Annotated in this window: 23 protein-coding genes; 5 read left to right on the top strand and 18 right to left on the bottom strand. The window is 69.3% G+C overall.

Annotated elements, in window-relative coordinates:
• The 5 genes from phzC to phzG form a co-directional block, all read left to right on the top strand.
• Window positions 1–1,192, top strand: a 1,192-nt coding sequence (gene phzC / locus ACTJJX_RS33155) for a phenazine biosynthesis protein PhzC (RefSeq protein WP_016851634.1), incomplete at its 5' end; no start/stop codon positions are given.
• Window positions 1,189–1,812, top strand: a complete 624-nt coding sequence (gene phzD / locus ACTJJX_RS33150) for a phenazine biosynthesis protein PhzD (protein WP_003093625.1) — start codon at window positions 1,189–1,191, stop codon at window positions 1,810–1,812. The genes phzC and phzD, both read left to right, overlap by 4 nt.
• Complete coding sequence (gene phzE / locus ACTJJX_RS33145) at window positions 1,809–3,692, top strand: phenazine biosynthesis protein PhzE (protein WP_003118954.1); 1,884 nt, start codon at window positions 1,809–1,811, stop codon at window positions 3,690–3,692. Before phzD ends, phzE begins: the two co-directional genes overlap by 4 nt.
• Window positions 3,693–3,705: 13 nt before the next feature.
• A complete protein-coding gene (gene phzF / locus ACTJJX_RS33140) occupies window positions 3,706–4,542 on the top strand; it encodes a phenazine biosynthesis protein PhzF (RefSeq protein WP_003093628.1) in 837 nt (278 codons plus the stop codon).
• 25 nt (window positions 4,543–4,567) lie between these two features.
• The gene (phzG, locus tag ACTJJX_RS33135; RefSeq protein ID WP_003112073.1) at window positions 4,568–5,212 is read left to right on the top strand and encodes a phenazine biosynthesis FMN-dependent oxidase PhzG; all 645 of its coding nucleotides are present in this window, start codon (window positions 4,568–4,570) and stop codon (window positions 5,210–5,212) included.
• Window positions 5,213–5,444: 232 nt separating this feature from the next.
• On the opposite strand, the gene ACTJJX_RS33130 is transcribed toward phzG, so the two are convergent.
• From ACTJJX_RS33130 to ACTJJX_RS33045, 18 genes are all read right to left on the bottom strand, one after another.
• Window positions 5,445–5,981 (bottom strand): HIT family protein, encoded by a 537-nt coding sequence (locus ACTJJX_RS33130; protein ID WP_010794067.1) that lies wholly within the window; start codon window positions 5,979–5,981, stop codon window positions 5,445–5,447.
• Between the two features lie 41 nt (window positions 5,982–6,022).
• Window positions 6,023–7,654 (bottom strand): alpha/beta hydrolase, encoded by a 1,632-nt coding sequence (locus ACTJJX_RS33125; RefSeq protein WP_440782051.1) that lies wholly within the window; start codon window positions 7,652–7,654, stop codon window positions 6,023–6,025.
• Entirely contained in the window at window positions 7,651–8,862 is a 1,212-nt protein-coding gene (locus ACTJJX_RS33120) for an MFS transporter (protein WP_016851727.1), read from the bottom strand. The genes ACTJJX_RS33125 and ACTJJX_RS33120 overlap by 4 nt, the downstream gene beginning before the upstream one ends.
• Window position 8,863: 1 nt before the next feature.
• Window positions 8,864–9,052, bottom strand: coding sequence for a hypothetical protein (locus tag ACTJJX_RS33115; RefSeq protein WP_003088166.1), 189 nt, complete (start codon window positions 9,050–9,052; stop codon window positions 8,864–8,866).
• Window positions 9,049–10,200, bottom strand: coding sequence for a PepSY-associated TM helix domain-containing protein (locus ACTJJX_RS33110; protein WP_003132702.1), 1,152 nt, complete (start codon window positions 10,198–10,200; stop codon window positions 9,049–9,051). The genes ACTJJX_RS33115 and ACTJJX_RS33110 overlap by 4 nt, the downstream gene beginning before the upstream one ends.
• Window positions 10,201–10,240: 40 nt before the next feature.
• A complete protein-coding gene (locus ACTJJX_RS33105; protein WP_010794070.1) occupies window positions 10,241–12,652 on the bottom strand; it encodes a TonB-dependent receptor in 2,412 nt (803 codons plus the stop codon).
• A gap of 208 nt (window positions 12,653–12,860) precedes the next feature.
• The gene (locus tag ACTJJX_RS33100) at window positions 12,861–13,811 is read right to left on the bottom strand and encodes a FecR domain-containing protein (RefSeq protein ID WP_009876297.1); all 951 of its coding nucleotides are present in this window, start codon (window positions 13,809–13,811) and stop codon (window positions 12,861–12,863) included.
• Window positions 13,808–14,314, bottom strand: a complete 507-nt coding sequence (locus ACTJJX_RS33095; RefSeq protein ID WP_003088185.1) for a sigma-70 family RNA polymerase sigma factor — start codon at window positions 14,312–14,314, stop codon at window positions 13,808–13,810. Before ACTJJX_RS33095 ends, ACTJJX_RS33100 begins: the two co-directional genes overlap by 4 nt.
• 91 nt (window positions 14,315–14,405) lie before the next feature.
• Complete coding sequence (locus ACTJJX_RS33090) at window positions 14,406–15,086, bottom strand: hypothetical protein (RefSeq protein ID WP_009315577.1); 681 nt, start codon at window positions 15,084–15,086, stop codon at window positions 14,406–14,408.
• A gap of 106 nt (window positions 15,087–15,192) precedes the next feature.
• Complete coding sequence (locus ACTJJX_RS33085) at window positions 15,193–16,419, bottom strand: DUF2599 domain-containing protein (protein ID WP_003112111.1); 1,227 nt, start codon at window positions 16,417–16,419, stop codon at window positions 15,193–15,195.
• 130 nt (window positions 16,420–16,549) lie between these two features.
• Complete coding sequence (locus ACTJJX_RS33080) at window positions 16,550–16,741, bottom strand: hypothetical protein (RefSeq protein WP_016851726.1); 192 nt, start codon at window positions 16,739–16,741, stop codon at window positions 16,550–16,552.
• Window positions 16,742–16,986: 245 nt separating this feature from the next.
• Complete coding sequence (locus ACTJJX_RS33075) at window positions 16,987–18,534, bottom strand: PucR family transcriptional regulator (RefSeq protein WP_016851725.1); 1,548 nt, start codon at window positions 18,532–18,534, stop codon at window positions 16,987–16,989.
• 63 nt (window positions 18,535–18,597) lie between these two features.
• A complete protein-coding gene (locus ACTJJX_RS33070) occupies window positions 18,598–19,830 on the bottom strand; it encodes an aromatic amino acid transport family protein (RefSeq protein ID WP_003088197.1) in 1,233 nt (410 codons plus the stop codon).
• A 44-nt stretch (window positions 19,831–19,874) separates the two neighbouring features.
• On the bottom strand, window positions 19,875–20,222 hold the full coding sequence (locus ACTJJX_RS33065; protein WP_003088200.1) for a cupin domain-containing protein: 348 nt from the start codon (window positions 20,220–20,222) through the stop codon (window positions 19,875–19,877).
• A gap of 12 nt (window positions 20,223–20,234) precedes the next feature.
• The gene (locus tag ACTJJX_RS33060) at window positions 20,235–21,635 is read right to left on the bottom strand and encodes an NAD(P)/FAD-dependent oxidoreductase (RefSeq protein ID WP_016851724.1); all 1,401 of its coding nucleotides are present in this window, start codon (window positions 21,633–21,635) and stop codon (window positions 20,235–20,237) included.
• Window positions 21,636–21,828: 193 nt separating this feature from the next.
• Complete coding sequence (locus ACTJJX_RS33055) at window positions 21,829–22,527, bottom strand: anaerobic ribonucleoside-triphosphate reductase activating protein (RefSeq protein WP_016851723.1); 699 nt, start codon at window positions 22,525–22,527, stop codon at window positions 21,829–21,831.
• Window positions 22,524–22,670, bottom strand: a complete 147-nt coding sequence (gene nrdD / locus ACTJJX_RS33050; protein WP_003105835.1) for an anaerobic ribonucleoside-triphosphate reductase — start codon at window positions 22,668–22,670, stop codon at window positions 22,524–22,526. Before nrdD ends, ACTJJX_RS33055 begins: the two co-directional genes overlap by 4 nt.
• Window positions 22,671–22,713: 43 nt before the next feature.
• Window positions 22,714–24,741, bottom strand: a complete 2,028-nt coding sequence (locus ACTJJX_RS33045) for a ribonucleoside triphosphate reductase (protein WP_003111559.1) — start codon at window positions 24,739–24,741, stop codon at window positions 22,714–22,716.
• Between the last annotated feature and the right edge of the window lie 33 nt (window positions 24,742–24,774).

Below are 24,774 nucleotides of genomic sequence, written 5' to 3'. Positions count from 1 at the left end.
GCGCTGCGAAGCGCTGCAGCAACCCGAATGGGGCGATCCGTCGCGCCTGCGCGACGTGCAGGCGTACCTGCGCGGCAGTCCGGCGCTGATCCGCGCCGGCGACATCCTGGCCCTGCGCGCGACCCTGGCGCGGGTCGCCCGCGGCGAGGCGCTGGTGGTGCAGTGCGGCGACTGCGCCGAGGACATGGACGACCACCATGCCGAGAACGTGGCGCGCAAGGCCGCCGTGCTGGAACTGCTGGCCGGCGCCCTGCGCCTGGCCGGCCGGCGGCCGGTGATCCGCGTCGGGCGCATCGCCGGGCAGTACGCCAAGCCGCGTTCCAAGCCGCACGAGCAGGTCGGCGAGCAGACCCTGCCGGTCTATCGCGGCGACATGGTCAACGGCCGCGAGGCCCATGCCGAGCAGCGCCGGGCCGATCCGCAGCGGATCCTCAAGGGCTACGCGGCGGCGCGCAACATCATGCGCCACCTGGGCTGGGACGCCGCGTCCGGGCAGGAGGCGAATGCCTCGCCGGTCTGGACCAGCCACGAGATGCTGCTGCTCGACTACGAGCTGTCGATGCTGCGCGAGGACGAGCAGCGCCGGGTCTATCTCGGTTCGACCCACTGGCCGTGGATCGGCGAGCGCACCCGCCAGGTCGACGGCGCCCATGTGGCGCTGCTGGCCGAGGTGCTCAACCCGGTGGCCTGCAAGGTCGGTCCGGAGATCGGCCGCGACCAGTTGCTGGCGCTCTGCGAGCGCCTCGACCCGCGCCGCGAGCCGGGACGCCTGACGCTGATCGCGCGGATGGGCGCGCAGAAGGTCGGCGAGCGCCTGCCGCCGCTGGTGGAGGCGGTGCGCGCGGCCGGGCACCCGGTGATCTGGCTGAGCGACCCGATGCACGGCAACACCATCGTCGCGCCCTGCGGCAACAAGACCCGCCTGGTGCGCAGCATCGCCGAGGAGGTGGCGGCGTTCCGCCTGGCGGTGTCCGGCTCCGGCGGCGTGGCCGCCGGGCTGCACCTGGAGACCACCCCGGACGACGTTACCGAGTGCGTCGCCGATTCCAGCGGCCTGCACCAGGTCAGCCGGCACTACACCAGCCTCTGCGATCCGCGGCTGAACCCCTGGCAGGCGCTCAGCGCGGTGATGGCCTGGTCCGGCGCAGAAGCGATCCCGAGCGCAACCTTCCCCCTGGAGACCGTGGCATGAGCGGCATTCCCGAAATCACCGCCTATCCCTTGCCGACCGCCCAGCAGTTGCCGGCCAACCTGGCGCGCTGGAGCCTGGAGCCGCGGCGCGCGGTGCTGCTGGTGCACGACATGCAGCGCTACTTCCTACGCCCGCTGCCCGAGAGCCTGCGCGCCGGGCTGGTGGCCAACGCCGCGCGGCTGCGCCGCTGGTGCGTCGAGCAGGGCGTGCAGATCGCCTACACCGCCCAGCCGGGCAGCATGACCGAGGAGCAGCGCGGTCTGCTCAAGGACTTCTGGGGGCCGGGCATGCGCGCCAGTCCGGCCGACCGCGAGGTGGTCGAGGAGCTGGCGCCGGGGCCGGACGACTGGCTGCTGACCAAGTGGCGCTACAGCGCCTTCTTCCACTCCGACCTGCTCCAGCGGATGCGCGCCGCCGGCCGCGACCAGTTGGTGCTGTGCGGCGTATACGCCCACGTCGGGGTGCTGATCTCCACAGTCGACGCCTACTCCAACGACATCCAGCCGTTCCTGGTGGCCGACGCCATCGCCGACTTCAGCGAGGCGCACCACCGCATGGCCCTGGAATACGCCGCCAGCCGCTGCGCGATGGTGGTCACCACCGACGAGGTGCTGGAATGAACGCCCTGCCCACATCGCTGTTGCAGCGCCTGCTCGAACGGCCGGCGCCGTTCGCCTTGCTCTACCGCCCGGAAAGCAATGGCCCGGGCCTGCTCGACGTGATCCGCGGCGAGGCGCTCGAACTGCACGGCCTGGCCGACCTGCCGCTGGACGAGCCCGGCCCGGGCCTGCCGCGCCATGACCTGCTGGCGCTGATTCCCTACCGGCAGATCGCCGAGCGCGGCTTCGAGGCGCTCGACGACGGCACGCCGCTGCTGGCGCTGAAGGTCCTGGAGCAGGAGCTGCTGCCGCTGGAACAGGCCCTGGCGCTGCTGCCGAACCAGGCGCTGGAACTGAGCGAGGAAGGTTTCGACCTCGACGACGAGGCCTACGCCGAAGTGGTCGGGCGGGTCATCGCCGACGAGATCGGTCGCGGCGAAGGCGCCAACTTCGTGATCAAGCGGCGCTTCCAGGCGCGCATCGACGGCTACGCCACGGCCAGCGCGCTGAGCTTCTTCCGCCAGTTGCTGCTGCGCGAGAAGGGCGCCTACTGGACCTTCATCGTCCACACCGGCGAACGCACCCTGGTCGGCGCCTCGCCCGAGCGACACATCAGCGTGCGCGACGGCCTGGCGGTGATGAACCCGATCAGCGGCACCTACCGCTACCCGCCGGCCGGGCCGAACCTGGCCGAGGTCATGGAATTCCTCGACAACCGCAAGGAAGCCGACGAGCTGTACATGGTGGTGGACGAGGAGCTGAAGATGATGGCGCGGATCTGCGAGGACGGCGGCCGGGTGCTCGGTCCCTACCTCAAGGAGATGGCGCACCTGGCGCACACCGAGTACTTCATCGAGGGCCAGACCAGCCGCGACGTGCGCGAGGTGCTGCGCGAGACGCTGTTCGCCCCGACCGTCACCGGCAGCCCGCTGGAAAGCGCCTGCCGGGTGATCCGCCGCTACGAGCCGCAGGGTCGCGGCTACTACAGCGGGGTGGCGGCGCTGATCGGCGGCGATGGCCAGGGCGGGCGCACGCTGGACTCGGCGATCCTGATCCGCACCGCCGAGATCGAGGGCGACGGCCGCCTGCGCATCGGCGTCGGCTCGACCATCGTGCGTCACTCCGATCCCCTGGGCGAGGCGGCGGAAAGCCGGGCCAAGGCTTCCGGGCTGATCGCCGCGCTGAAGAGCCAGGCGCCGCAGCGCCTGGGCTCGCACCCGCACGTGGTGGCGGCGCTGGCCAGCCGCAACGCGCCGATCGCCGACTTCTGGCTGCGCGGCGCCAGCGAGCGCCAGCAGTTGCAGGCCGACCTGTCCGGACGCGAGGTGCTGATCGTCGATGCCGAGGACACCTTCACCTCGATGATCGCCAAGCAGCTCAAGTCGCTGGGCCTGACGGTGACCGTGCGCGGCTTCCAGGAGCCGTACTCGTTCGACGGCTACGACCTGGTGATCATGGGCCCCGGCCCGGGCAACCCCACCGAGATCGGCCAGCCGAAGATCGGCCACCTGCACCTGGCCATCCGTTCGCTGCTCAGCGAGCGCCGGCCGTTCCTCGCCGTGTGCCTGAGCCACCAGGTGCTGAGCCTGTGCCTGGGCCTGGACCTGCAACGCCGGCAGGAGCCCAACCAGGGCGTGCAGAAACAGATCGACCTGTTCGGCGCCGCCGAGCGCGTCGGCTTCTACAACACCTTCGCCGCGCGCGCCCTGCAGGACCGCATCGAGATTCCCGAGGTCGGCCCGATCGAGATCAGCCGCGACCGCGAGACCGGCGAGGTCCATGCCCTGCGCGGGCCGCGCTTCGCCTCCATGCAATTCCACCCCGAATCGGTGCTGACCCGCGAGGGTCCGCGCATCATCGCCGACCTGCTGCGCCACGCGCTGGTCGAGCGGCGGCCCTGAGCCAGGAGAGCCCATGCACAGATATGTCGTGATAGACGCCTTCGCCAGCGAACCGCTGCAAGGCAACCCGGTGGCGGTGTTCTTCGACTGCGACGACCTCAGCGGCGAGCGCATGCAGCGCATGGCGCGGGAGATGAACCTGTCGGAGAGCACCTTCGTGCTCCGCCCGCAACAGGACGGCGACGCGCGCATCCGCATCTTCACCCCGGTCAACGAACTGCCGTTCGCCGGCCACCCGCTGCTGGGCACCGCCATCGCCCTGGGCGCCGAGACCGACAAGGACAGGCTGTTCCTGGAGACCAGGATGGGCACCGTGCCCTTCGCCCTGGAGCGCCAGGACGGCAAGGTGGTGGCCTGCAGCATGCAGCAGCCGATCCCCACCTGGGAGCACTTCAGCCGCCCGGCCGAGCTGCTCGCCGCCCTCGGCCTGAAGGGCTCGACCTTTCCCATCGAGGTCTACCGCAACGGCCCGCGCCACGTCTTCGTCGGCCTGGAGAGCGTCGCCGCGCTGTCCGCGCTGCACCCCGACCACCGCGCGCTGTGCGACTTCCCGGACCTGGCGGTGAACTGCTTCGCCGGCGCCGGGCGGCACTGGCGCAGCCGCATGTTCTCGCCGGCCTACGGCGTGGTCGAGGACGCCGCCACCGGTTCCGCCGCCGGGCCGCTGGCGATCCACCTGGCGCGCCACCGGCAGATCCCCTACGGGCAGCAGATCGAGATCCTCCAGGGCGTCGAGATCGGCCGGCCGTCGCGCATGTACGCCCGCGCCGAGGGCGCCGGCGAGCGGGTCTCGGCGGTGGAAGTGTCGGGCAACGGCGCGGCCTTCGCCGAAGGCCGGGCCTACCTGTGAACGGGCAGAACGGAGGAACGCCGTGATGGGCGTCAACGCGAACATTTCCGAGTCCCTCACCGGGACCATCGAAGCCCCTTTCCCGGAGTTCGAGGCGCCGCCGGCGAACCCCATGGAGGTGCTGCGCAACTGGCTGGAACGCGCCCGCCGCTATGGCGTGCGCGAGCCGCGGGCACTGGCCCTGGCCACGGTCGACGGGCAGGGCCGGCCGTCGACGCGGATCGTGGTGATCGCCGAGCTGGGCGAGCGCGGGGTGGTGTTCGCCACCCACGCCGATAGCCAGAAGGGCCGCGAACTGGCGCAGAACCCCTGGGCCTCGGGGGTGCTGTACTGGCGCGAGAGCAGCCAGCAGATCATCCTCAACGGCCGCGCCGAACGCCTGCCCGACGAGCGCGCCGACGCCCAGTGGCTGAGCCGCCCGTACCAGACCCACCCGATGTCGATCGCCTCGCGGCAGAGCGAAACCCTCGCCGACATCCACGCCCTGCGCGCCGAAGCCAGGCGCCTGGCGGAAACCGACGGCCCGCTGCCGCGCCCGCCGGGCTACTGCCTGTTCGAACTGTGCCTGGAGTCGGTGGAGTTCTGGGGCAACGGCACCGAGCGGCTGCACGAGCGCCTGCGCTACGACCGCGACGAAGGAGGCTGGAAGCACCGCTACCTGCAACCGTGACGACACCGCTGCGCCGACGTTTCATGGCGGATAACCGCAAGCGGTTATTCGCCCTACGCGGCCTCGAAGCCCACCCAACCGCACGCGGTCATGCGTCCCGCGGCCCCGGAGTCGGGCCGTAGAGCGAATAACGCCACCGGCGTTATCCGCCGCTGCGCCGACGTTTCATGGTGGATAACCGCAAGCGGTTATTCGCCCTACGCGGCCTCGGAACCCACCCAACCGCACGCGGTCATGCGCCCTGAGCGGGCTCGGAGTCCGGCCCAGGCGATGTTCGGGGTTGGACGCCGTAGCCGAAGGCCCGGCGCAATCCGGCGATCGCCTGTTGCCGATCCATGCCGCGCACGGCCGGCGGATCGGCGCGTTCGCAGAATTCGCGCCAGACGAACAGGGTCAGCTCGGCGCCATCGGTAAGGGGTTCGGCGGTCGGCACGCCGAACTGCTGGAGCGTCCGGTAACGCGTGTCCTCCCAGAACAGTTCCTCGACCCAGTCGTACAGTGGCATCAGGTGGAAATGCACCGGCAGGCCGGGCATGTGGCCGTAGCGGCCGACATAGATGCGTCGCGGCCGCAGCAGCGCGTCCATTTCGCGCTCGACCCTGGCCAGCAGCGGCCCGAATTCGGCGAGGGCCTGTTCCGGCAACTGGTGGAAGGCCGTCGCCGGTTGCCGCGAGCCGAGCATGCAGTAGCCGGGCAGGGCCGAGTCGATCCGCTGGTTCAGCGTCCAGTGGCGGGTCTGGTGGATGATCAGCTCGGGCGGGATATGCATGGACGGCGCTCCGCAGATGGGACGCCCACTGTAACCCGTCGTCAGGGAAGATCCAGCCCGGTCTTGCGCCGTTTCATTTCGTCGATGCGTTGTCGCAGCGCCAGGCGCTGGGCTTCCGGCTTGGCCAGCCACCAGTCGCGCACCGCCGAGTTGTCGTAGCGCGTCAGCCAGGCGGGGAAGCGCGCCATCTGCGCTTGCGGAAAGTCGTTGGCGCGGCCGCGCAGGTAGTGATCGAAGAAACCCAGCACCAGGGCGTTGGGAGCCTGGATGAGGACTTCCGTCGGTGCCGAGCCGAGCAGCCCGTCGCGCAGCGGCCGGCGGATGAACAGCGGATTGTCGGTAAGCCCGGCATGGGCCGAATCGCGCAGTACCAGGCGATGAATGTCCTGGCGCTGGCCGGCGTGCTCGAAGCGTTCGTAGGAAAAGTCGTTGAAGCTTCTCGGGCGGGCCGGCGGTTCGATGCCGAACAGCCGGTAGAAGTTGCCAAGGTCGGCGTGCAGCATCAGCAGCGGTGCCGGGAAATCGCTGTCGAAGGGCGCGAAGTCGAAGTCGCCGCCGTCGAGGTTGACGGCCGCCGCGCAGCGTCGGTCGACCATGCAGACCGCGCCGGTGGTCGAGCCGCCGAAGGACATGCCCATCTCGCCGGTGTGCGCGAAGTCGCTGGCGGCCACCAGGTCGGCGACCCTGTCCGGGACCTCGCCGGCCTGCAGGCGGTCATGGACGAACAGGCGGTCGGCCAGCCATACCGGCGCGCTGAGGTTGACGGCGCGGTTGGCCGGGGCGGGCAGGTCGAGGGCGGTGTGCAACTGGCCGTCGAGGCGCTGGTCGAGATCGTCGCTGACATAGCCCTGGCGCATGGCCTGCGGCAAGCCGTCGTGGGCGGCCCGGCGCAGGTGTTCGACCAGCCCGGGGTCCATGGGCAGCAGCGTGCCGTCGGGCAGGCGGGTCGGCGNGCTGTGCTGGATGGCGTAGACCGCGTAGCCGTGGCTGGCCAGTTCTTCCATCAGGGTCCAGTTGCCGCCGGCGAAGGCGCTGTAGCCGTGGCTGTAGAACACCACCGGCAGGCGAGCGGAGTCGTCGCGTAGCGGGGCGTCCGGATAGGAATTGGTGCGCAGGTGCTTGAGGTAGGCGAGCAACGGCGGAAAGCCGAGTATTTCACCGAAGCCCCGCGCGGTGCTGCGTGCCTCGTCCGGGTCGAAGTAGTGGCGTGGTGCGGCGCCGGCGATCGGGCGCGCCGGGTACCAGGCACGTACCAGCAGGCGCCGCGGCTGCCCGGCCGGGGCGCCGAGCAGGCCGGGCCGGCTGGGGTCATCCAGTTCGAAATCGCGCACGCCGACCGCATAGGGGCCGCTCGGCGCCGGCAGCGGCGCGACCGGGAACAGGTACAGCGCGGCGATTGCCAGCAGCACCAGCAGGCCGTATAGCGAACCGGTCCGGAACGGCAGGCCGCGCACGGGCTTCCGGCGCAGGCAGGCGCCGAGCAGCAGGGAGAAACCGGCGAAGGCGCCGACGCCGGCTTGCCAGCGGTCGTCCCATGCAGCGTACAGGCCGGCGCCGAGCGCCAGCGTCGAGGCGAGCGCCAGCAGGCCACGGCGGCCGGGCAGGGCGGGTATCCACCAGGCGAGCAGGGCCGCCAGCAGGGTCGCGACCAGCAGCAGGTCGACAGCGGTCATGGTGCTTCGCTCCTCGTTTCCACGGGGCGCGTCGGTTGGCTCGGCCAGAACGCCGCCAGCGCCAGCAGCAGACCGACCAGCGCGTAGGGGGCGCGGCTGTCCAATTGGTGGAGCAGCGTGCCGAGCAGCGGCCCGCTGATCAGGCCGAAGCCATGTACGGCCACCAGGGTGCCGGCGGCGGCACCCTGTTCCTCGGCGCGCACGGCATTGGCGTTGAGCGCCGAGACTGCCGGGAACACCCAACCCATGCCCGCCGCGGCGACGAAGAAGGCCAGCCAGAGCAGCGGCGGCGAGTCGGCGAAGCACACGGCGGCGAAGCCGATGGCGGCGACCAGCCCGCCGACCCGGATCAGTCGCGGCGGTGGCCAGTCCAGGCGGCGCACCAGGAGCTGGGCCAGGATCAGCGCGACGCCCACGGCGGTCAGGGCGATGCCGGCCACCCGCGCGGCGTCGGCGGAATCCAGGCGCAGCCGGTCGAGGGCGAAGAAGTCCACGGTGATCTGCGCCACGGTGACGCTGAACATCGCCACGAAGCCCACCGCCAGCGGCCGCCGCAGGCGGCGGTCGCCGATCGCCAGGGCGGCGCCGCGGTTCGGCTGGCGACGCTCCTCGCGCGGCAGCCAGCGCCAGAGCGCCAGCAGGGCGACCAGGGGCAGCGCGCCGGTGACCAGCAACGGCAGGACCAGCCCGTGAGTCGCCAGCAGTCCGGCCAGCCCCGGCCCGATCACCATGCCTATCGCGCTGGCCGCGCCGAGTCCGGCCAGCGCCGCGGCGCGTCGTTGCGCCTCGACGTGATCGGCCACCAGTGCCGCCGTGCAGGCCGGCACCGCGGCGTAGAAACCGCCGGCGAGGCCGCGCAGGAGAACGATACCGGCGAAGGCGAGCAGGGTCGGCAACGTCCAGTGCAAGGCGAGCACGATGAACAGGCAGAGCGAGGCGTAGGAGAGGGCGAAGCCGGCCAGCCCGCCGAGCAGTATCCTCCGTCGCCCATGCCGGTCGCTGGCGATGCCCCAGGGCCGCGCCGCTAGCATCCAGGCGATGCCGCCGACGGTCACCGCGGCGCCGGCCTGCCAGGGCGCCAGGCCGAGCTTGCGGGCGAGCGGGCCGACCAGGGCGACGAAGGACATCACCGCGAGGGTGCAGACGAAGGTCTCGAACATCAGCGGACGCAGGTCCAGGGTGTTGGCGGAGGGCGGCGGGGTGGTCATCTCAGGGATTCCTTCGGGTTCGCGGCAGGCGCAGCCAGACCCAGCCGACCAGCACCAGCGGAGTGCCCAGGGCGAGCCAGGAGAGCAGGTCGTAGAGGCCGTCGCCGAGCAGCGCCGAGAGCAGCCCGAAGAGGCCGAGCAGGGCCAGCAGCAGGGGCCAGCGGAAGATCATCCAGAGACCGCGCCTCATGCCTTGCCCTCCGTCGCCAGGCTGCCGCCCGGCAGTTCCGCCAGGCGCTTCTCCAATGGCGTCTTGCGTCGGCCGAGCCAGAGGTAGAGACCGCTGGCGAGGATGACGATGCTGACGAGGTCGAGCAGCGCCCAGACGATCTTCAGCGGCATGCCACCGTAGTCGCCGAAGTGCAGCGGCTGCGACAGCAGGAGCGTCTTCACGTACAGCGGCATCTCGCGCATGTCGGTGAGTTCGCCGCTCTGCGCGTCGATCAGTGCCGGCTTCAGCAGGCGCTCGGTGAGCGGTGTGTTGCCGCGCATGAACACCGCATAGTGATGCTGGCTGCTGAACTGGGTGCCGGGGAAGCCGACGAAGCTGACCTCCATGTCCGGCGCCGCCCGGCGTGCCGTGGCCAGGGCCGCGTCGAGCGAGCCGAGGCGCTGTAGCGGCGGCGCGTCCTTGTAGGGCGCGGTCATTTCCGCCAACTGCCCGCCTTGCCAGAGCATCAGGATCGGCAGGGCCAGGGTGTTGATCACCCCGGTCACGCCGACCACCAGTACCCAGGACAGGGTGACGATGCCCAGCAGGTTGTGCAGGTCCAGCCACTTCAGGCGACGGCTGCGTTCGGCGCGTACCGTGGCGAAGTCCAGCTTGCGCATGAACGGCGTGTATACCACCACCCCGGACACCAGCGAGGCCACCAGCAGCAGGCCCATCAGGCCGAGGAACAGGTAGCCGGGCAGGCCGAGGAACAGGTCGGTGTGCAGCTTCAGCATCAGGTACATGAAGCCGCCCGGCGGCGGCAGCGCGTCGAAGAATTCCCCGGTACGCGCGTCGAACGGCTGCATGTGGCCGTTCTCCGGCGGCGGTACCAGGCTCGGCGCGCTGATCACCAGGCCCAGCGGGTCGTCCTTTTCGAATACCAGGAAGCGCACCACTTCGCCCGGCCGGGCGGCCAGGGCGCGGGCGATCACGTCGTCGTAGTCGATGCGCGGCGACTCGGCGGTGAGCGGCTCGAGCTGCGGATGCGGCTCGAAGTAGTGCTCGATCTCCTCGTGGAAGATCAGCGGCAACCCGGTGAGGCAAAGCATCAGCAGGAAGATCGTGGAGATCAGGCTGGTCCATTTGTGCACCAGGTACCAGGTGCGCAGGGTTTTCGCGGTCATAGGCTGGTCATCGGCGGTTTCTGGTTATGGTGGGGCGGACTCAGAAGTCCGCCGTGAGGGAAAGGGAAAGGGTGCGCGGCGAGCTGATCGACAGGTAGCCGTTGGCTGCGGTCCAGTAGTCCTTGCCCAGCGCGTTCTCCAGGTTGGCGCGCGCCACCAGCGGCTTGCCGGCGACCTGGAAGGCGTAGGCGGCGCCGAGGTCGACGCGGTTCCAGTGCGGCACGGAGAGGGCGTTGGCGCTGTCCACATAGGCCGAGCCGGTGTAGATCCAGCGGCTGTCGAGGGTCAGTCCGTCGACGAACGGGGTGTCCCAGCTGACCCCCAGGTTGGCCTGGCGACGGGCCACGCCGGGCGCGTCCTTGCCTTCGCTGGCAGGGTCGCCGGTCTTGTTCTGCTCGGGCTTGATGTAGGTGGCGCCGGCCATCACCCGCACGCCGTCCAGCGGTTCGCCATAGAGGCTCAGCTCCACGCCGCGGTTGCGTTGCTCGCCGTCGGCGCGGAAGACGTTGCTGGCGTCGGTATAGGCGTTCGGTTTCCTGATCTCGAACAGCGCCAGGGTGGTGGTGAAGCCGCCCAGGTCGTACTTGGCGCCGATCTCGTATTGCTCGGCCTTGTACGGTGCCAGCACCTGGCCGGCGTTGGCCGCGGTCATCGGCGCCGCCTCGCCCTGGCTGAGGCCCTGGATGTAGTTGGCGTACAGCGACAGGTCCTGCAGCGGCTTGACCAGCACGCTGGCCATCGGCGTCCACACGTGCCGCTTGTCGTGGCTGGTGCGCGCGCCGCTGGTCTGGTCGTAGTTGCGCGACTCGATCTGCTGGCGGCGCACGCCCAGGGTGACCTGCACGCGATCCTCGAGGAACGACAGCCTGTCGGCCAGCGCCACGCCGCCGAGGTCGGTTTCATTGGTCTTCGGAATGCTCCCGTCGAGGCTGGAGAAGTCCGGCAGCGGCGTATGCGGCGAGGTCTGGTAGAGGTTGCCCGGCTGCATCCCGGTGAAGGCATAGACCATGCCCAGCCGTTCGTGCAGGCGGTTGGCGCTGAGCGTCCAGTCGTGGCGGAGCGGGCCGGTGTCGAAGTTGCCGCGCAGGCCGACCTCGGCGGAATAGGTGCGGCGGTCGCCGCGCTGGCGTGCCAGGCTGTTGACGATATCGCCCTGGTTGCCGACGAGGATGCTGTTGGCGGCGATGGTTTCGTAGTTGCTCTGGCGGCCGCCGATGCTGGCGAACGCCGTCAGGTTGTCGGCGAGGTCGTACTCGCCGCGGTTGACCATGGAGTAATCCTCCTGGTCCAGGTAGGAATCGCGCAGGCCGAAGCGTGTCTTCGAGTCCGGGGCGTGGGGGATGTGGGTGGTTCCCGGGCCGGTCAGCAGCGGGCGCACCACGCCTTCCAGGCTTTCCTTCTGGTACAGCAGGTCGCTGGACAGGCGCAGGCGCTCGCCACGGAAGTCCAGGCCCAGGGAGAGCATGGGAAACTCGCGGCTCTGATGGTCGACGGCGGTATCGCCGTTGCGGTAGACGCCGTTGAAGCGCACGCCGAAGGCGTTGTTCTCGCCGAAGCGCCGGCCGATGTCGAGGTGAGTGCCGAGCTGGCCGCGCTGGGTCCAGTCGACGCTGACGCGGGTCAGCGGCTGGTCGTCGGCGCGCTTGGGCACCAGGTTGATGGTGCCGCCGACGCTGCCGCCGGGGGAAATCCCGCCGAGCAGGGCGTTCGGTCCCTTGAGCACTTCCACGCGCTCGGCGAATTCGATCGGTACCCGCCAGAACGGCAGCAGGCCATAGAGGCCGTTGAAGGCGACGTCGGCGTTCTGCACGCTGAAGCCGCGAATCGTGTAGCTGTCCACCAGGTCGCCGCGCCCGCCGACCACCCGCACCGACGGATCGTTGGCCTGTAGCAGGTCGGCGACGCTGCGCGCCTGCTGCTGCTCGATGGTCCTGGCGGTGTAGCTGGTGATGCTGAATGGCGCATCCATCACGTCGGCGTTGCCCAGCATGCCCAGGCGCGCGCCACGGGCCACCTGGCCGCCGGCGTACTCGGCGGGCAGGGTCTCGGCACCGGCGGCCTGGGCGGTGATCAGCGAGGATTGCAGTTCCAGCGCGCCATCGGTGGCTGCCGGCACCAGGGTGTAGCTGCCATCGCTGCGCTGCTGCAACTCCAGGCCGCTGCCCAGCAGCAGGCGGTGCAGCGCCTCGACCGGCGCGTAGCGGCCGCGCAGGGCGGCGCTGCGGCGACCCTCGGTGAGCGCCGGGTCGAACGCCAGGGATACCCCGTTGTCGCTGGCGAAGGCCGACAGGGTACGGCCGAGCGGGCCGGGGGCGATGTCATAGCTGCGCGCCGAGCTGGCGGCGGGCGCCTCGGCGGCAAGCAGGGCGGGGGCCGCGCCGGCGAGGGCGAGGGTCATGGCGGCGTGGATGGCCAGGGACAGCGAACGGGGGCGAAGCGTGCGTACGGGCATGTACAGGGTTCCTCGTGGTCTCTGCGGACCTTGGGTCGGGGCGGATTCCTCTACTTGCCAGCCGAGAAGGAAAAAGGTCTCAGGTCGAGGCGGTTATTTTTCTGCGGAGCACGGTATGTCGATGGCAACGCCTGTTCCGGCGCAACGGCGGACGGCCTGCCGGGGTGGACGCGAGGAGGCGGTTGCCACGGGGATGGCGGCCGCGCCGTCACGCCGGCACCAGGCTGATCCAGTAGTCGGTCACCCCGCGCACCTTCAGCGGATAGGTGGCCTGCAGCATGCCCAGCGTGCGCCGCAGGTCCAGCAGCGGATAGGCGCCCGACACCGCCAGCCTGGCCAGTTGCGGGTCGCAGCGCAGTACGCCGCGACGGTAGCGGGCGAGTTCGGCGAGCACCTCGGCCAGCGGCATCCGGTCGGCCATCAGCATGCCGCGGGTCCAGGCGTCCGGCAGGCCGTCGAAGGCCAGCCGGCGCGCTTCGCCGTCGGCGCCCAGGCGCACCGACTCGCCGCTTTCCAGCCAGCGCCCGCGTCCGTGGAGCGGGCTCAGTTCGACCCGCCCGGCGAGTACCGCGACCCGGGTCGCGGCCATCTCCTGGCGTACGTTGAAGCGGGCGGCACCGGCATGCAGCCGCGCTTCGGCGGTGGCGACGCGGAACGGACGCGGGTCGGCGCGGCTATCGACGAAGATCTCGCCGCGCAGCAGGCGTACCAGCCGCTGGCTGGCGTCGAAGGCCAGGTCCACGGCGCTGTCGGTGTTCAGGGTCAGCAGGCTGCCGTCGGGCAGGGGCAGGCGGCGCTGTTCGCCGACGCCGGTGCGCTGGTCGGCCAGCCAGTCGCGCAACGGTTCGGCCTGCCAGGTGGCGAGCCCCAGCGAGGCGCCGCCGAGGACCAGGGCGAGGTGCTTGATCGCGCGCCGCCGGTCCAGCCCGCGCTCGCGGCCGAGGGTCGGCAGGGCCAGCGCCGGCGGCAGTCGGCCGAGGCATTGCAGCAGGCGCTCGGCGCGCTCCCAGGCATGGGCGTGCTGCGGGCTGCGCTGCCGCCACTGGGCGCAGGCCTGGCGCGTGTCGTCGGTGCAGCCGCTGTCCTGCAGGCGCACCAGCCACTCGGCGGCCTCGTCGAGGATCGGCGAGGGAATCCGGCCTTCGTCCGCGGCGTTCATTCCATCAGCTCCAGGCACTGGCGGAAGGCCTGCTGCATGTAGCGCTTGACCGAACCCAGGGACACGCCCAGGCGCTCGGCGATGGCTTCGTACTTCAGGCCTTCGATCTGCGCCAGGAGAAACGCCTGGCGGACCCTGTCCGGCAGGCTGCCGAGCAGGGCGTCTACTTCATGCAGGGTTTCCAGCACCATCAACCGCTGTTCCGGCGGCGGCGCGAGGTCTTCCGGGAGGTTGGCCAGGGCATCGAGGTAGGCGCGCTCCAGCGACTGGCGCTGGAACCAGTTGATCATCAGCCCCTTGGCGACGGTGGTCAGGTAGGCGCGCGGTTCGCGCGCATCCAGTACCCGGCGCGAGGCGAGCAGGCGGGCGAAGGTGTCCTGGGCCAGGTCGGCGGCGTTTTCCGCGCAGCCCAGGCGTCGCCGCAACCAGCCTTGCAGCCAGCCATGGTGGTCCTGGTAGAGATGGCTCACAGCGTCGTGCAGGGAGGCGTCGGCCGGCGGCATGGAGGGGATCGCTGTTGTAATTGAGAATGAGTCTCATACTACTTACAGCGAGGGCATGCCTACAAGTCCCCCGGATCGGCGGCGCAGCGCCTCAGGCGTTTTCCAGGCCGTACTGGAAGAAAGCCATGTCGGCCAGGCGCCCGGTGGGGTAGAGGAGCCCCTTGCGGGCGGTCTCCAGGCGCGGGAACGACAGCCTTTCTTCGCCGATCAGGCGGTGCAGCGCGGTGAGGGTCCCGCCGTTGACGCTCGTCAGGCCCCGGCGTGGATACAGCGCGCGACAGGCGGCCACGTAGTGGCGGTCGAGGGCGGGAAACTCGCCCCAGACGCCGAGCAGGATCTTGCTCTTCAGGGTGTCGGTCCAGCTCACCCGGCTGCTGAGGGCATCCATCGACCCGAGCACCGTTTCCAGCAGCTTGCGGTTGTGCGCCAGGCGCGCGCCGTTGCCGGCGAAATCCACCAGGGACAGCTCGAAGAGTTCCGCTCCGGCACCGCTGAAGAGCTGCCGGGCCAGCGCTTTCATCAGGTCCAGGTTGCTGTTCTGCAGCAGTCCCGAGGAGCCACGGAACATGCCCCAGTTGGCCAGGTAGAAACCCAGGTGCAGGGCGGTGGTGTCGAGCTGTTCGGGGGCGGTCAGGTCGTCCCAGCTGCGACTGGGGTCCCAGACATACTCCCAGAGGTACTCCCAGGCCCTCAGGCGCGGGTATTCGTTGCCCGGGGCGGGCGCCAGGCTGGCGTAGTAGCGGTGGACATAGCGGGCGGCATCGAAAGCCATGCGTTCGTTCCCTGGCGGCTTGGAAAGACGGCATGGTAGAGCGTGTGATATCAAAAGGCCATATCGCTGTTCGCAGGGGACGCCGTAGCGCCCCCGCGGAGCGGCCTCAGGTGTTATTGCAGCCCTTGGCGATGGAGTCCTCGTTGGAGGTGTACGGCCGCGAGGGTTCCAGGTTCCACTCGGGCTTGTTGCGGGCGACGTTGAAGTGGCAGACCAGTTGTCGGCGCATGCTGCCGATATTGCTGTCGCGGTTGTCCGGGTTGTCCTTCCATTCGCTGTCCAGGTAGTGGTCGACCACCAGCTCGTTGAAGAAATTGTTGGTCTGGTTGTCCTGGATCTTGCGCCCGCAATCGGTCGGTACCACTTCCAGGGTCATGATCTTCTTCCTGAAGCCCGGATCGTCGCGCTCCACCCAGGTGGCGCTTTCCACATAGCGCTCGCAGGCATTCTTCTCGCTGGTCGGGTAGATCGCCTGCTTACGCCCGTCGTAGGCGAACTGCGCGTCCTGCTGGCGGGTCTGCGGCAGTCGCATGTTGATGATCGGGAGGAATGCCTGGACCGACTGGTACCACTGGATCTGGTTGAGCCGAGCGCCCTCCAGGCCGGCGTCCTCGGTGTAGAACGCGGCGAGGATCGACGGCGACTTCGGCGGGTTTTCCTCCCACTTGGCCAGGCGCAGTTCGTTCTGGGTGGTGAAGGATTCGTCGGCGATCTGCGCCATCGCCCGGATGCTCTGGTAGAAGGCCGGGCCGGCGGCGGTATTGCGCTCGTCGCGGACGTCGAAGGAGCACTGCCGCGAATGGTCGCCGCGGTTCTGCCGGTAGTTCGCCGCCCACTGCTCGGCGGTGCTGACGTTGATGTCCTGGCAGGACTTCTCGACGCTGTTCGGCGTGCGCCGCGAATCGGTGCAACCCTGCTGGGCGCGGTCGTCGGTGGCGGCGTCGATGGGGAAGGAACAGAGCACCGCATAGTCCTGGTGGTCCTTCGGATTACCGAAGATGGTGTCGAAGATGAAGCCACTCTTCAGGCCATAGGCGAGCTTGCGGTACTTGGCGTCCTTGCGCAGGTAGGAGGCGGAGACGCCGCCGCTTTTCTGGCTCTTCGGACTGATGCTGTAGAACATGTAGTCGGTCGAAGGCCAGGTGGCGCGGAACAGCACGCCGGAACAGAGGAATGCCGGCTTCGACGGTCCACCGCAATCCTGGCGGGTGTCGTTGTACAACTGGTTGAGCCGGGCGACCACGTCGTTGCCCCGGTCGGCCTGGGCCGCGGGTGTCAGCGCCAGGCCGGCGGCGGCGAGAAGGTAGAGAAAGGTGGATCTGCTTCCGTTCATGGGATGGACTCCACGCAGGTTCGAAGGAGCGGGCCGGGGGCGGCCCGGTTGGTCCCGATGGGGACGAGCGCGACGGGCGGATCGCGGGGGATGAAGCGCTTGCGACGGCATGGCCGTCGGCGTTGGGACGTCAGCGGGACGTGGCGGCGCCAGTCTGCAACCGGGCGCTGCCGGGAATGCCGGGCGACCCCGGCGGGCGCTGGGCGGCGGGGGCCTGCCGAGCGCGTAGGGGAAGTCGCTCGAGGGAGGCGGTGAAGACCGCCGGCGGAGATACGAACAGGGTGGGTAGCGGGGCGGATACAGCGTCGATTCCGTTACGCATCGCAGGCCTCCTTTGCGCCGCGCCGATGGGCTTCCGTCTTACCGTTCGAGCCTAGAAGCGCGGGCCGCGCCGCTCCAGCGGTGGGGTGGCTAGCTAGCAAGGGGGATTAATGCATTCGCAACGGCGCTCGCTGCGATGCACCGTGGTCCGGCATCCACAGGCCACGCCGCTGTCGGGCAACCGTTCCTGGCCGCGCCTGTTGGCGGCGGCGTCGCCCTGCAAGCGCCAGGTGTCGGGTTCCGCCGTCAGTCCATGTCGCCGCCATGGTGCGCGGACTGCTCCAGGAGGCTGCTCTTCGCCGTCCTGCCCCTCGCTTCCGGCGACAGCCGGGTTGCCTGCAAGGCGAACCAGAGGGTCGCCACATCGGCGGTGCTGTCCAGCGAGCGACCGCTGATTTCCTCGATGCGGCGTATCCGGTAGACCAGGCTCTGCTTGTGTATGTGTAGCCGCTGCGCGGCGTTCAACCAGGACCTGTTTTCCTCGAGAAAGACCTGCAGCGTGTATAGCAGTGCAGAGCCATTGGCCGCGTCATAGTCGTGGAGGGCGCCGAGGACCAGGCGGAACGCCCGCTCGGCCTCGGCGAGGCTTCTGGGTAGCCAGGGCGCCTCGTCGTCCAGTTCCGCGTAGCGACACAACGGTCGCCGGGAATGGCTGTGGGCCAGGGCCAGACGCGCTTCGCGCAAGGCCTCGGCGCAACGTTCGGCACGACGGAGCGGGGCGCTCACGCCCAGCGAGCTGTCCAGGGCTTCCTGCAGTGTCGAGGCGAGGCCGGCCTGGTGCAGCAGAATGATTTCCTGGCCTTGCGCGCGAACCAGCAGGCGTGAGTCGTGGCCCCGGAAAAGACCGATAGGGTCGGTCGCGAGCCCCTCGGAACTTGTCACGGAAACGACTGCATCGTCGAGATCGAGCCCGGGCAGCAGTTCCTCCAGCCGCTCCTCGGCTTGTTCCCGGTATAGCCGTCGTTGCAGCAGGTCGTCGAGCAATTCCGAACCCAGGCGCAGGTGGCGTTCGCTTTCGACGCGCAGCCGTTCGATCTCTATGCCGAGCACTGCCGTCAGGTGGTGCAGGAGACTGTAGTCCGGCAGCCGCTCGCCCAGGGCTATCAGCAGGCAGTTCCGGTCGGAAGGAATGCCGATGCTGAGCGCTTCGCCTTCCGCGAGCGGATGGCGAAGGACCATTGGCTGCGGCTCCGCCTGCTCGCGACGGCGGTTGCGCAGCGCGTCGGCCAACTCCACGGGCAGCCCTGGCAGGCCTGGCTGCCAGGCCGCCAGGGTGTCGGGAACGATGAGGTAGAGGCTGCTTCGCACGTCCTTGCCGAGGCGTTGCAGCAGCGCCGGCAGGCCCAGTCCCTGCATGCTCAACCGGGCGCTTTCGTATATCCGGGCCAGGGCGTTGCGGCGCTCGTATTCGTCTTTCTGTCCCGCATCGACGATGGCCCGGGTCACGGCGGCGAAAGGGACGCCGTAGTGGGTGAGAATCAACGGGAAGCCCAGGGCCTCGGCCGTCTCGCGTAGGGCATCGAGGTCGCTCGGGGCTTCCATGTTCTCGCCGATCATCATGCCTGCCAGGCCGGCCTCGGCCAGTCTTCGGACGTAACGCCGTTGCCGCTCGGCGTCGCTCGGTATGCCCAGCCCGGTGGTCATCAGCAGGTCACCCTCGCCGAGCCATTCGGTGGGGTCGTCGAGTTCGCAGACATGCGCCCAGCGAACCGGGCGGTCGAGGCCGCCGGCTCCGCTCAGCAGGCGCGAACGGAGTTCGGGGAGGGCGATCAGGTGGCGGATGCTCTGCGGCATGTCCAGGAAACTCCAGGCATGGGCCTTCAGTGTAATCGCCCCGGGCGCAGGCAGCGCGCCCTGTCACCAACTGGCGGGCAGCATCCCCAGTGCCGAGGCGATCGCGTAGACCCCGCTGGAGGCGAACACCAGGACGATCAGCCCCTGTATCAGCGGATGGGCATACCAGCCGCAGCTGAATGCCGGCAGTTGGTCGCCGTGGCGCCGCGCCGCGTTGAGCAGGAGGATGGGGATGATGCCCATCAGTACGCCGCCGAAGGTACCGGCGAAGTACAGCGCGTTCACGAAGCCGCCGAGCCCCGCATAGGCCAGCAGGAACGGCGGGACCGAGACCGCGGCGAGCACCGCCAGGCGTTTGCGCCGGTTGGTTTCGCTGCCCAGGCGGAAGTGGTCGAAGATATTGGTGAACAGGCACCCGCCGAGTCCCCAGTAGGAGGTCAGCATCGCCAGCAAGGCGAAGGTGTTCGCCACGTAGTAGGCCCATTGGCCGAGGGAGCGTCCCCAGCTCAAGGTCGCCACCTCGCTGAGGTTGTCGGGGCCGACCAGGGCGATGACCGAGGCAGGAATGGCCGCCACCAGCAGGAAGGTCAGCAGCATGCCGACCACGATCAGGCGCGGCACGCGCCCGGGGGTTGCCAGGTTGCCGCGCACCAGCTCCGGAACCAGGAACTGCGCGCCGAACACGAAGACCGCCAGGTTGAACACTGGAACCACGTATTGCCACTGGCTCTGCCAAAGGTGGGCGAGACGGGCGTCGTCGTGCATCAGGGTAGCGCCGATGAGGATGCAGACGATGGCCACCATGCCGGCGCTGATCAGCTTCTCGCCCACGCCGAGCGCCTTCAGGCCCAGGTAGAGCACCAGCGCCGAGGGGACGAAGAAGATCAGGCTGCCGACCTCGCGCGTGAGGCCGTACTGGCCGAAGAACTCGAGCATGATGTTGCCGCTGCCGGTCATGTAGGCGACCAGGGCCCCGTAGCTGTTGGCCGCCACCGCGATGAAGATCAGCCAGCCGCCGAGCGGACCCAGGTAACGCCGGGAGAGGCCGCTGAGCTGGTTGTTGCCGCGGGTTCTCAGGCAGGCTTCGGTCACGTAGAGCATGGTGACGATGCAGAAGAGGCAGGTCAGGGCCAGGCATACCAGCAACGGCACGTAGCCGACCTTGCGGGCGGCGTAGGCCATGCTCAGCACGCCGGCGCCGATGTTGGTGCCGATGATGATAGCGATCGTCTCGAGCGAGCCCAGGGGATGGGCCTTGAGGCCCGATGCGTTGTCGTTCGCTTCTCGCATACCCATTTCTTGTTTCCTCTGTCAGGGCGGTGGAGTTCGGTTCTTCGGGGTCAGTCGAAGATCAGGTAGGTCTTGCGCACGGTCTGGCGGATGTCCCAGGTGCCCTGGGTGGCAGCGGCGAAATAGAGCGCGTCGCCGGCGCGAAACTCCACGGCCTGGCCTTCGTCCGGGGTGAAGCGACCTTCACCGCTGACGATGTAGCTGTACTCGGCCTGCTCGACCTGTCGGCGGAAGCGCCCCGGGGTGCATTCCCAGATGCCGGTCACGCCGTTGCCGTCGGCGAGCGGGCGGTGGGCCGCGGTACGGGTCAGGGCTACCGGTTCGCCCAGCGGCTGGCCGACGGGCGTGGGCGAGGTGAAAGGACTTTCGTCGTCGAGACGGATGAGCGAAGGGTTCATGCCATGGGCTCCTCAGGATTTGTCTTCAAGGCCGGCGGGGGCGAAGCGCGCGAGAAAGCGGTCGGTGGCCGAGGGCGCGGTACCGGCGAGTTCCGCGCGTTCCTTGCGCAGGACGGCGTTGCGCACCAGGGAGCCACCCAGGTAGCGCAGCGGCTCGGGGGGGAAGCTCCGGCAGCGGCGTTCTACCAGCGGACAACGGCTCCACGGGTCGTCGCGGCCGAGGGCGAGGCTGGCGAGGATCCGCCCGCCCAGGCGGCTCGGTCCCACGCCGTTGCCGCTCCAGCCGATGCCGTAGTGGATGTTCTCGTGCAGGTGGCCGAAGACCGGCAGGCTGTCGTAGGTACGGTCGATGGGGCCGGACCAGCCGTCGACCAGCGGGATGTCGCCTAGCGAGGGATAGGTGCGGCGGAAGTCGGCCTCGGTCAGGGCCAGGCTCTCCCGGTCGACGTCGAATACCCGGCCGATGCGCGAGCCGTAGCTGATGGCGCCGGTGCCCTTGCCGAAGGCGATGCGCCCGTCGCGGGTGGTGCGGTAGTAGTCCACCATCAGTTGGGAATCGGTGATGGCTTCCCCGCCGGTCCAGCCGATTCGCTCCAGCCGTTGCGGTATCGCCTCGGTAACCGCGATGGAACTGTTCACCGGCACGATTAGCCTGGAGAGCCTGGGCAGGGCGGCCGACCAGGCGTTGGTCGCGAGAACCACCGCCTTGGCCTGAACCCGGGCCCCGGCGCTCAGCAGCTGTGCCGGCTGGCCGGGAACGATCTGGCTGACGCCACAACGCTCGTGGATTTCCACGCCGAGGGCCAGCGCCACGCGGCGCATGCCTTGCACCAGCAAGGCTGGTTGCACGGTGGCATTGCTGCGCTCAAAGACCCCGGCGAGATGCACCGGCGAACCGGTCCGGCGTGCCACTTCGCTGGCGTCGAGGCGCTCGAAGGGTCTGACGCCGAGCCGTTCGCAGGCGGCGAGGGTATCGTTCCAGGCGTCGAGGTGGTGCGCCGTGGTGGCGGTCCACAGCCAGCCCTTCTGCTGGAAGTGCGCATCGATGTCATGCCGCGCGCAGAACTCCCCGAGTTCCTGGATTGCCCGCTCCGCGCTTTCGCCAAGGAAGCGCGCCTGCGCCTCGCTGCAGAAGCCCAGCAAGGTACCGATCTTCGGCCACCAGGACATCACGAAACCACCGTTCCTGCCGGAAGCGCCGCCGCCGCAGACGTCCTGCTCCAGCAGCAGGACCCGTGCGTCCGGCTCCAGTTGCTTGAGGGTGATGGCGGTCCAGAGCCCGACGAAACCGCCGCCGACTATCGCCACGTCCGCCGAGTGGGTGCCGACGAGGGGGGCGCTGGCGGCGTCGGCCAGGTCGGTCGAGCGCATCCAGTGGCTGGGGGTCAGGGGAGGGGTGAGCGTGAGTTTCATGGCGCGGGTCCGGGGTCGCTGAATCTGGAGCAAGGGTGGCGAGCGGCGCCGTCCGCGACAATTGGACGCAACTAGGAATCGAGGAGGTGCTCTCGTACGATCGTATGAGTCTTGTGAAGGACAGGCCTGGTCGGGACTGCCCGCCCTGTCCGAGCGAGCTGGCAGGCCCGAGCGGCGCCGCTGAACCGGAGGCTCAGGCGTCGCGCAGTTCGAAGGCGGGAAACAGCTCTTCCAGTTCTCGCCATAGCTGCGCAGCGCCCTGCGGCGCGGGCTTCGCGAGAAGCTGCGGATCGAGCTGGCGGGCCGGGCGCGCCAGTTGTACGGCGAAGCGCTCCACGCCCATCGCGCGCAGGCGCGTCGCCAGGCGCCAGAGGCGTTCGCTATCGAACAAGCGCCAGTGCACCGTGGTCCGGCATTCGTAGGCCACGCCGCTGTCCAGCAGGCATTCCAGGCTGCGCCAGTTGGCCGCGCCGCTGCCGTCCACGCCGGTAATGGCGGCGACGTCCTCGGCCGGCGCCTTGACGTCGAAGCCCACCCAGTCGCTCTGCGCCAGCACCCGGGCGAAGGCGCGGGGGTTGATGCCGGCGCTGTGCAGGCCGACGCGGAAGCCCAGTTCGCGGATCGTGCGCATGGCGTCGCCGAGGGCCGCCTGCAGGGTCGCCTCGCCGCCGCTGAAGACCACCGCCTGCAACAGGCCCTGGCGTCGGCGGAGGAAGTCGAGCAGGCGTGGCCAGGGGATTTCCTCCGCGCCGCGCGGCGCGATCAGTTCCGGGTTGTGGCAGTAGCGGCAGCGCCAGGCGCAGCCCTGGCAGAACAGCACGCAGGCGAGCAGGCCGGGGTAGTCGAGGGTGGTCAGGGGCACCAGGCCCCCGACCCTGAGCGTGGCGCTCATCGCGTCTCGCGGAAATGGCGGCGTTCGCGATGCTCGGACTGCTTGCCGGCATTGAACGCTGCCACGGGACGGTGGTAGCCCATCACGCGGGTCCAGACTTCGCAGCGCTGGCGCTGGTCTTCGGGCAACTGGTTGGGGTTCATCGGTGGTACTCCTTGCTGGTGGATGAAAGGAACGACAGGCGACTCAACCGCCGCAGCCGCCGCAACAGCTCTTGGGCGTGGAGCGTTGCAGCAGCTCCTCGTCGCACTTCGGGCAGAACTCGTGCTCGCCGGCCAGGTAGCCGTGCCGCGGGCAGATCGAGAAGGTGGGGGTGACGGTCAGGTACGGCAGGCGGAAGCGACCGAGGGCGGTGCGCACCAGGGTCTTGCAGGCTTCGGCGGAGGAAATCCGCTCGGCCATGTAGAGATGCAGCACGGTGCCGCCGGTGTACTTGCATTGCAGGGCGTCCTGCAGTTCCAGCGCCTCGAACGGGTCGTCGGTGAAGCCCACCGGCAGTTGCGAGGAGTTGGTGTAGTAGGGCGCCTCCGGCGTGCCGGCCTGGAGGATGCGCGGATAGCGCTTGCGGTCCTCGCGGGCGAAGCGATAGGTGGTGCCCTCGGCGGGCGTGGCTTCCAGGTTGTAGAGGTGCCCGCTGTCCTCCTGGAAACCCACCAGCCGCGCGCGCACGTGATCGAGCAGGGCCAGGGCCATCTCGCGCCCGGCTTCGCTGTGCAGTCCCTCGCGGTCGTCGCTGAAGTTGCGCACCATCTCGTGCAGGCCGTTCACGCCGATGGTGGAGAAATGGTTGCGCAGGGTACCCAGGTAGCGTCGGGTGTAGGGATAGAGGCCGGCATCCATGTGCTGCTGGATCACCTTGCGCTTCAGCTCCAGGCTGGCGAAGGCGAGTTCGAGCAGGTGGTCGAGCTGGCGGTAGAGGCCGGCGGCGTCGCCACGGTGGCGATAGCCCAGGCGCGCGCAGTTGATCGTCACCACGCCCAGCGAGCCGGTCTGCTCCGCCGAGCCGAACAGGCCGTTGCCACGCTTGAGCAGTTCGCGCACGTCCAGTTGCAGGCGGCAGCACATCGAGCGCACCTGGTTGGGCTGCATGTCCGAGTTGAGGAAGTTCTGGAAGTAGGGCAGGCCGTAGCGCGCGGTCATCTCGAACAGGCGCGTGGCGTTGTCGCTGTCCCAGGGGAAGTCGTGGGTGATGTTGTAGGTCGGGATCGGGAAGGTGAATACCCGGCCGTGGGCATCGCCGGCCTGCATCACCTCGATGTAGGCGCGGTTGATCAGGTCCATCTCGGCCTGCAGCTCGCCGTAGGCGAAGGGCATCTCCTCGCCGCCGATGCGCGGCACCTGGTCGCGCAGGTCGTCCGGGCAGACCCAGTCGAAGGTCAGGTTGGTGAAGGGTGTCTGGGTGCCCCAGCGCGACGGCACGTTGAGGTTGTAGATGAACTCCTGGAGGGCCTGGCGCACGCTGGCGTAGTCGAGGCGGTCCTTGCGCACGTAGGGCGCCAGGTAGGTATCGAAGGAACTGAAGGCCTGGGCCCCGGCCCACTCGTTCTGCAGGGTGCCGAGGAAGTTGACCATCTGCCCCAGGGCGCTGCCCAGGTGCTTCGGCGGACCGGCCTCGACCCGCCCCGGCACGCCGTTCAGGCCTTCGTTCAGCAAGGTGCGCAGCGACCAGCCGGCGCAATAGCCGGCGAGCATGTCGAGGTCGTGGATATGCAGGTCGGCGTCGCGGTGGGCGGCGGCAATGTCGGCATCGTAGACCTCATCCAGCCAGTAGTTCGCGGTGACCTTGCCGGATACGTTGAGGATCAGCCCGCCGAGGGAATAGCCCTGGTTGGCGTTGGCGCGCACGCGCCAATCCTCGCGGGACAGGTATTCGTTCATCGACGCGGCGACGTCCACCAGGGTCTTGCGCTCGCGGCGCAGCCGGCCGTGGCGTTCGCGGTAGACCACGTAGGCGCGCGCCGTAGGGTAGTGGCCGGCCTCCATCAGCACCCGTTCGACCAGGTCCTGGACTCGTTCGATATCCAGGCAGGCGCGTTCCGGCAGGCGTTCCACCACGCGTTCGGCGAGCGCCTGCGCCTGCTGCGGGTCGAACTCGCCGGTGGCTTGGCCGGCGGCGGCGATGGCGCGTTCGATCTTGCCGGGATCGAAAGGGACTTCACGTCCGTTGCGCTTGAGCAGGGTGGCCGGCCAGGTAGCCTTCCGGGGCTGGGTCATTTCAACTTCTCCACAACATGATGTGTTTTGATT

It is taken from the genome of Pseudomonas sp. 22490, assembly GCF_052044465.1.
Lineage (GTDB): Bacteria > Pseudomonadota > Gammaproteobacteria > Pseudomonadales > Pseudomonadaceae > Pseudomonas > Pseudomonas aeruginosa.
Note: the sequence above shows the minus strand (reverse complement) of the source record. Positions and strands in the feature narration are given on the sequence as shown.

Bases quoted from the DNA above. Each gene is read 5' to 3' on its own strand.
- ACTJJX_RS33070 (WP_003088197.1), bottom strand. From the start codon at position 19,830: ATGGGTATGCGAGAAGCGAACGACAACGCATCGGGCCTCAAGGCCCAT.
- ACTJJX_RS33110 (WP_003132702.1), bottom strand. From the start codon at position 10,200: ATGACCGCGAAAACCCTGCGCACCTGGTACCTGGTGCACAAATGGACC.
- ACTJJX_RS33045 (WP_003111559.1), bottom strand. From the start codon at position 24,741: ATGACCCAGCCCCGGAAGGCTACCTGGCCGGCCACCCTGCTCAAGCGC.
- ACTJJX_RS33060 (WP_016851724.1), bottom strand. From the start codon at position 21,635: ATGAAACTCACGCTCACCCCTCCCCTGACCCCCAGCCACTGGATGCGC.
- ACTJJX_RS33100 (WP_009876297.1), bottom strand. From the start codon at position 13,811: ATGAACGCCGCGGACGAAGGCCGGATTCCCTCGCCGATCCTCGACGAG.
- ACTJJX_RS33105 (WP_010794070.1), bottom strand. From the start codon at position 12,652: ATGCCCGTACGCACGCTTCGCCCCCGTTCGCTGTCCCTGGCCATCCAC.
- ACTJJX_RS33085 (WP_003112111.1), bottom strand. From the start codon at position 16,419: ATGAACGGAAGCAGATCCACCTTTCTCTACCTTCTCGCCGCCGCCGGC.
- phzG (WP_003112073.1), top strand. From the start codon at position 4,568: ATGGGCGTCAACGCGAACATTTCCGAGTCCCTCACCGGGACCATCGAA.
- ACTJJX_RS33090 (WP_009315577.1), bottom strand. From the start codon at position 15,086: ATGGCTTTCGATGCCGCCCGCTATGTCCACCGCTACTACGCCAGCCTG.
- ACTJJX_RS33055 (WP_016851723.1), bottom strand. From the start codon at position 22,527: ATGAGCGCCACGCTCAGGGTCGGGGGCCTGGTGCCCCTGACCACCCTC.
- ACTJJX_RS33095 (WP_003088185.1), bottom strand. From the start codon at position 14,314: ATGCCGCCGGCCGACGCCTCCCTGCACGACGCTGTGAGCCATCTCTAC.
- ACTJJX_RS33115 (WP_003088166.1), bottom strand. From the start codon at position 9,052: ATGAGGCGCGGTCTCTGGATGATCTTCCGCTGGCCCCTGCTGCTGGCC.
- ACTJJX_RS33065 (WP_003088200.1), bottom strand. From the start codon at position 20,222: ATGAACCCTTCGCTCATCCGTCTCGACGACGAAAGTCCTTTCACCTCG.
- ACTJJX_RS33080 (WP_016851726.1), bottom strand. From the start codon at position 16,741: ATGCGTAACGGAATCGACGCTGTATCCGCCCCGCTACCCACCCTGTTC.
- nrdD (WP_003105835.1), bottom strand. From the start codon at position 22,670: ATGAACCCCAACCAGTTGCCCGAAGACCAGCGCCAGCGCTGCGAAGTC.
- ACTJJX_RS33120 (WP_016851727.1), bottom strand. From the start codon at position 8,862: ATGACCACCCCGCCGCCCTCCGCCAACACCCTGGACCTGCGTCCGCTG.
- phzE (WP_003118954.1), top strand. From the start codon at position 1,809: ATGAACGCCCTGCCCACATCGCTGTTGCAGCGCCTGCTCGAACGGCCG.
- phzD (WP_003093625.1), top strand. From the start codon at position 1,189: ATGAGCGGCATTCCCGAAATCACCGCCTATCCCTTGCCGACCGCCCAG.
- phzF (WP_003093628.1), top strand. From the start codon at position 3,706: ATGCACAGATATGTCGTGATAGACGCCTTCGCCAGCGAACCGCTGCAA.
- ACTJJX_RS33130 (WP_010794067.1), bottom strand. From the start codon at position 5,981: ATGCATATCCCGCCCGAGCTGATCATCCACCAGACCCGCCACTGGACG.
- ACTJJX_RS33075 (WP_016851725.1), bottom strand. From the start codon at position 18,534: ATGCCGCAGAGCATCCGCCACCTGATCGCCCTCCCCGAACTCCGTTCG.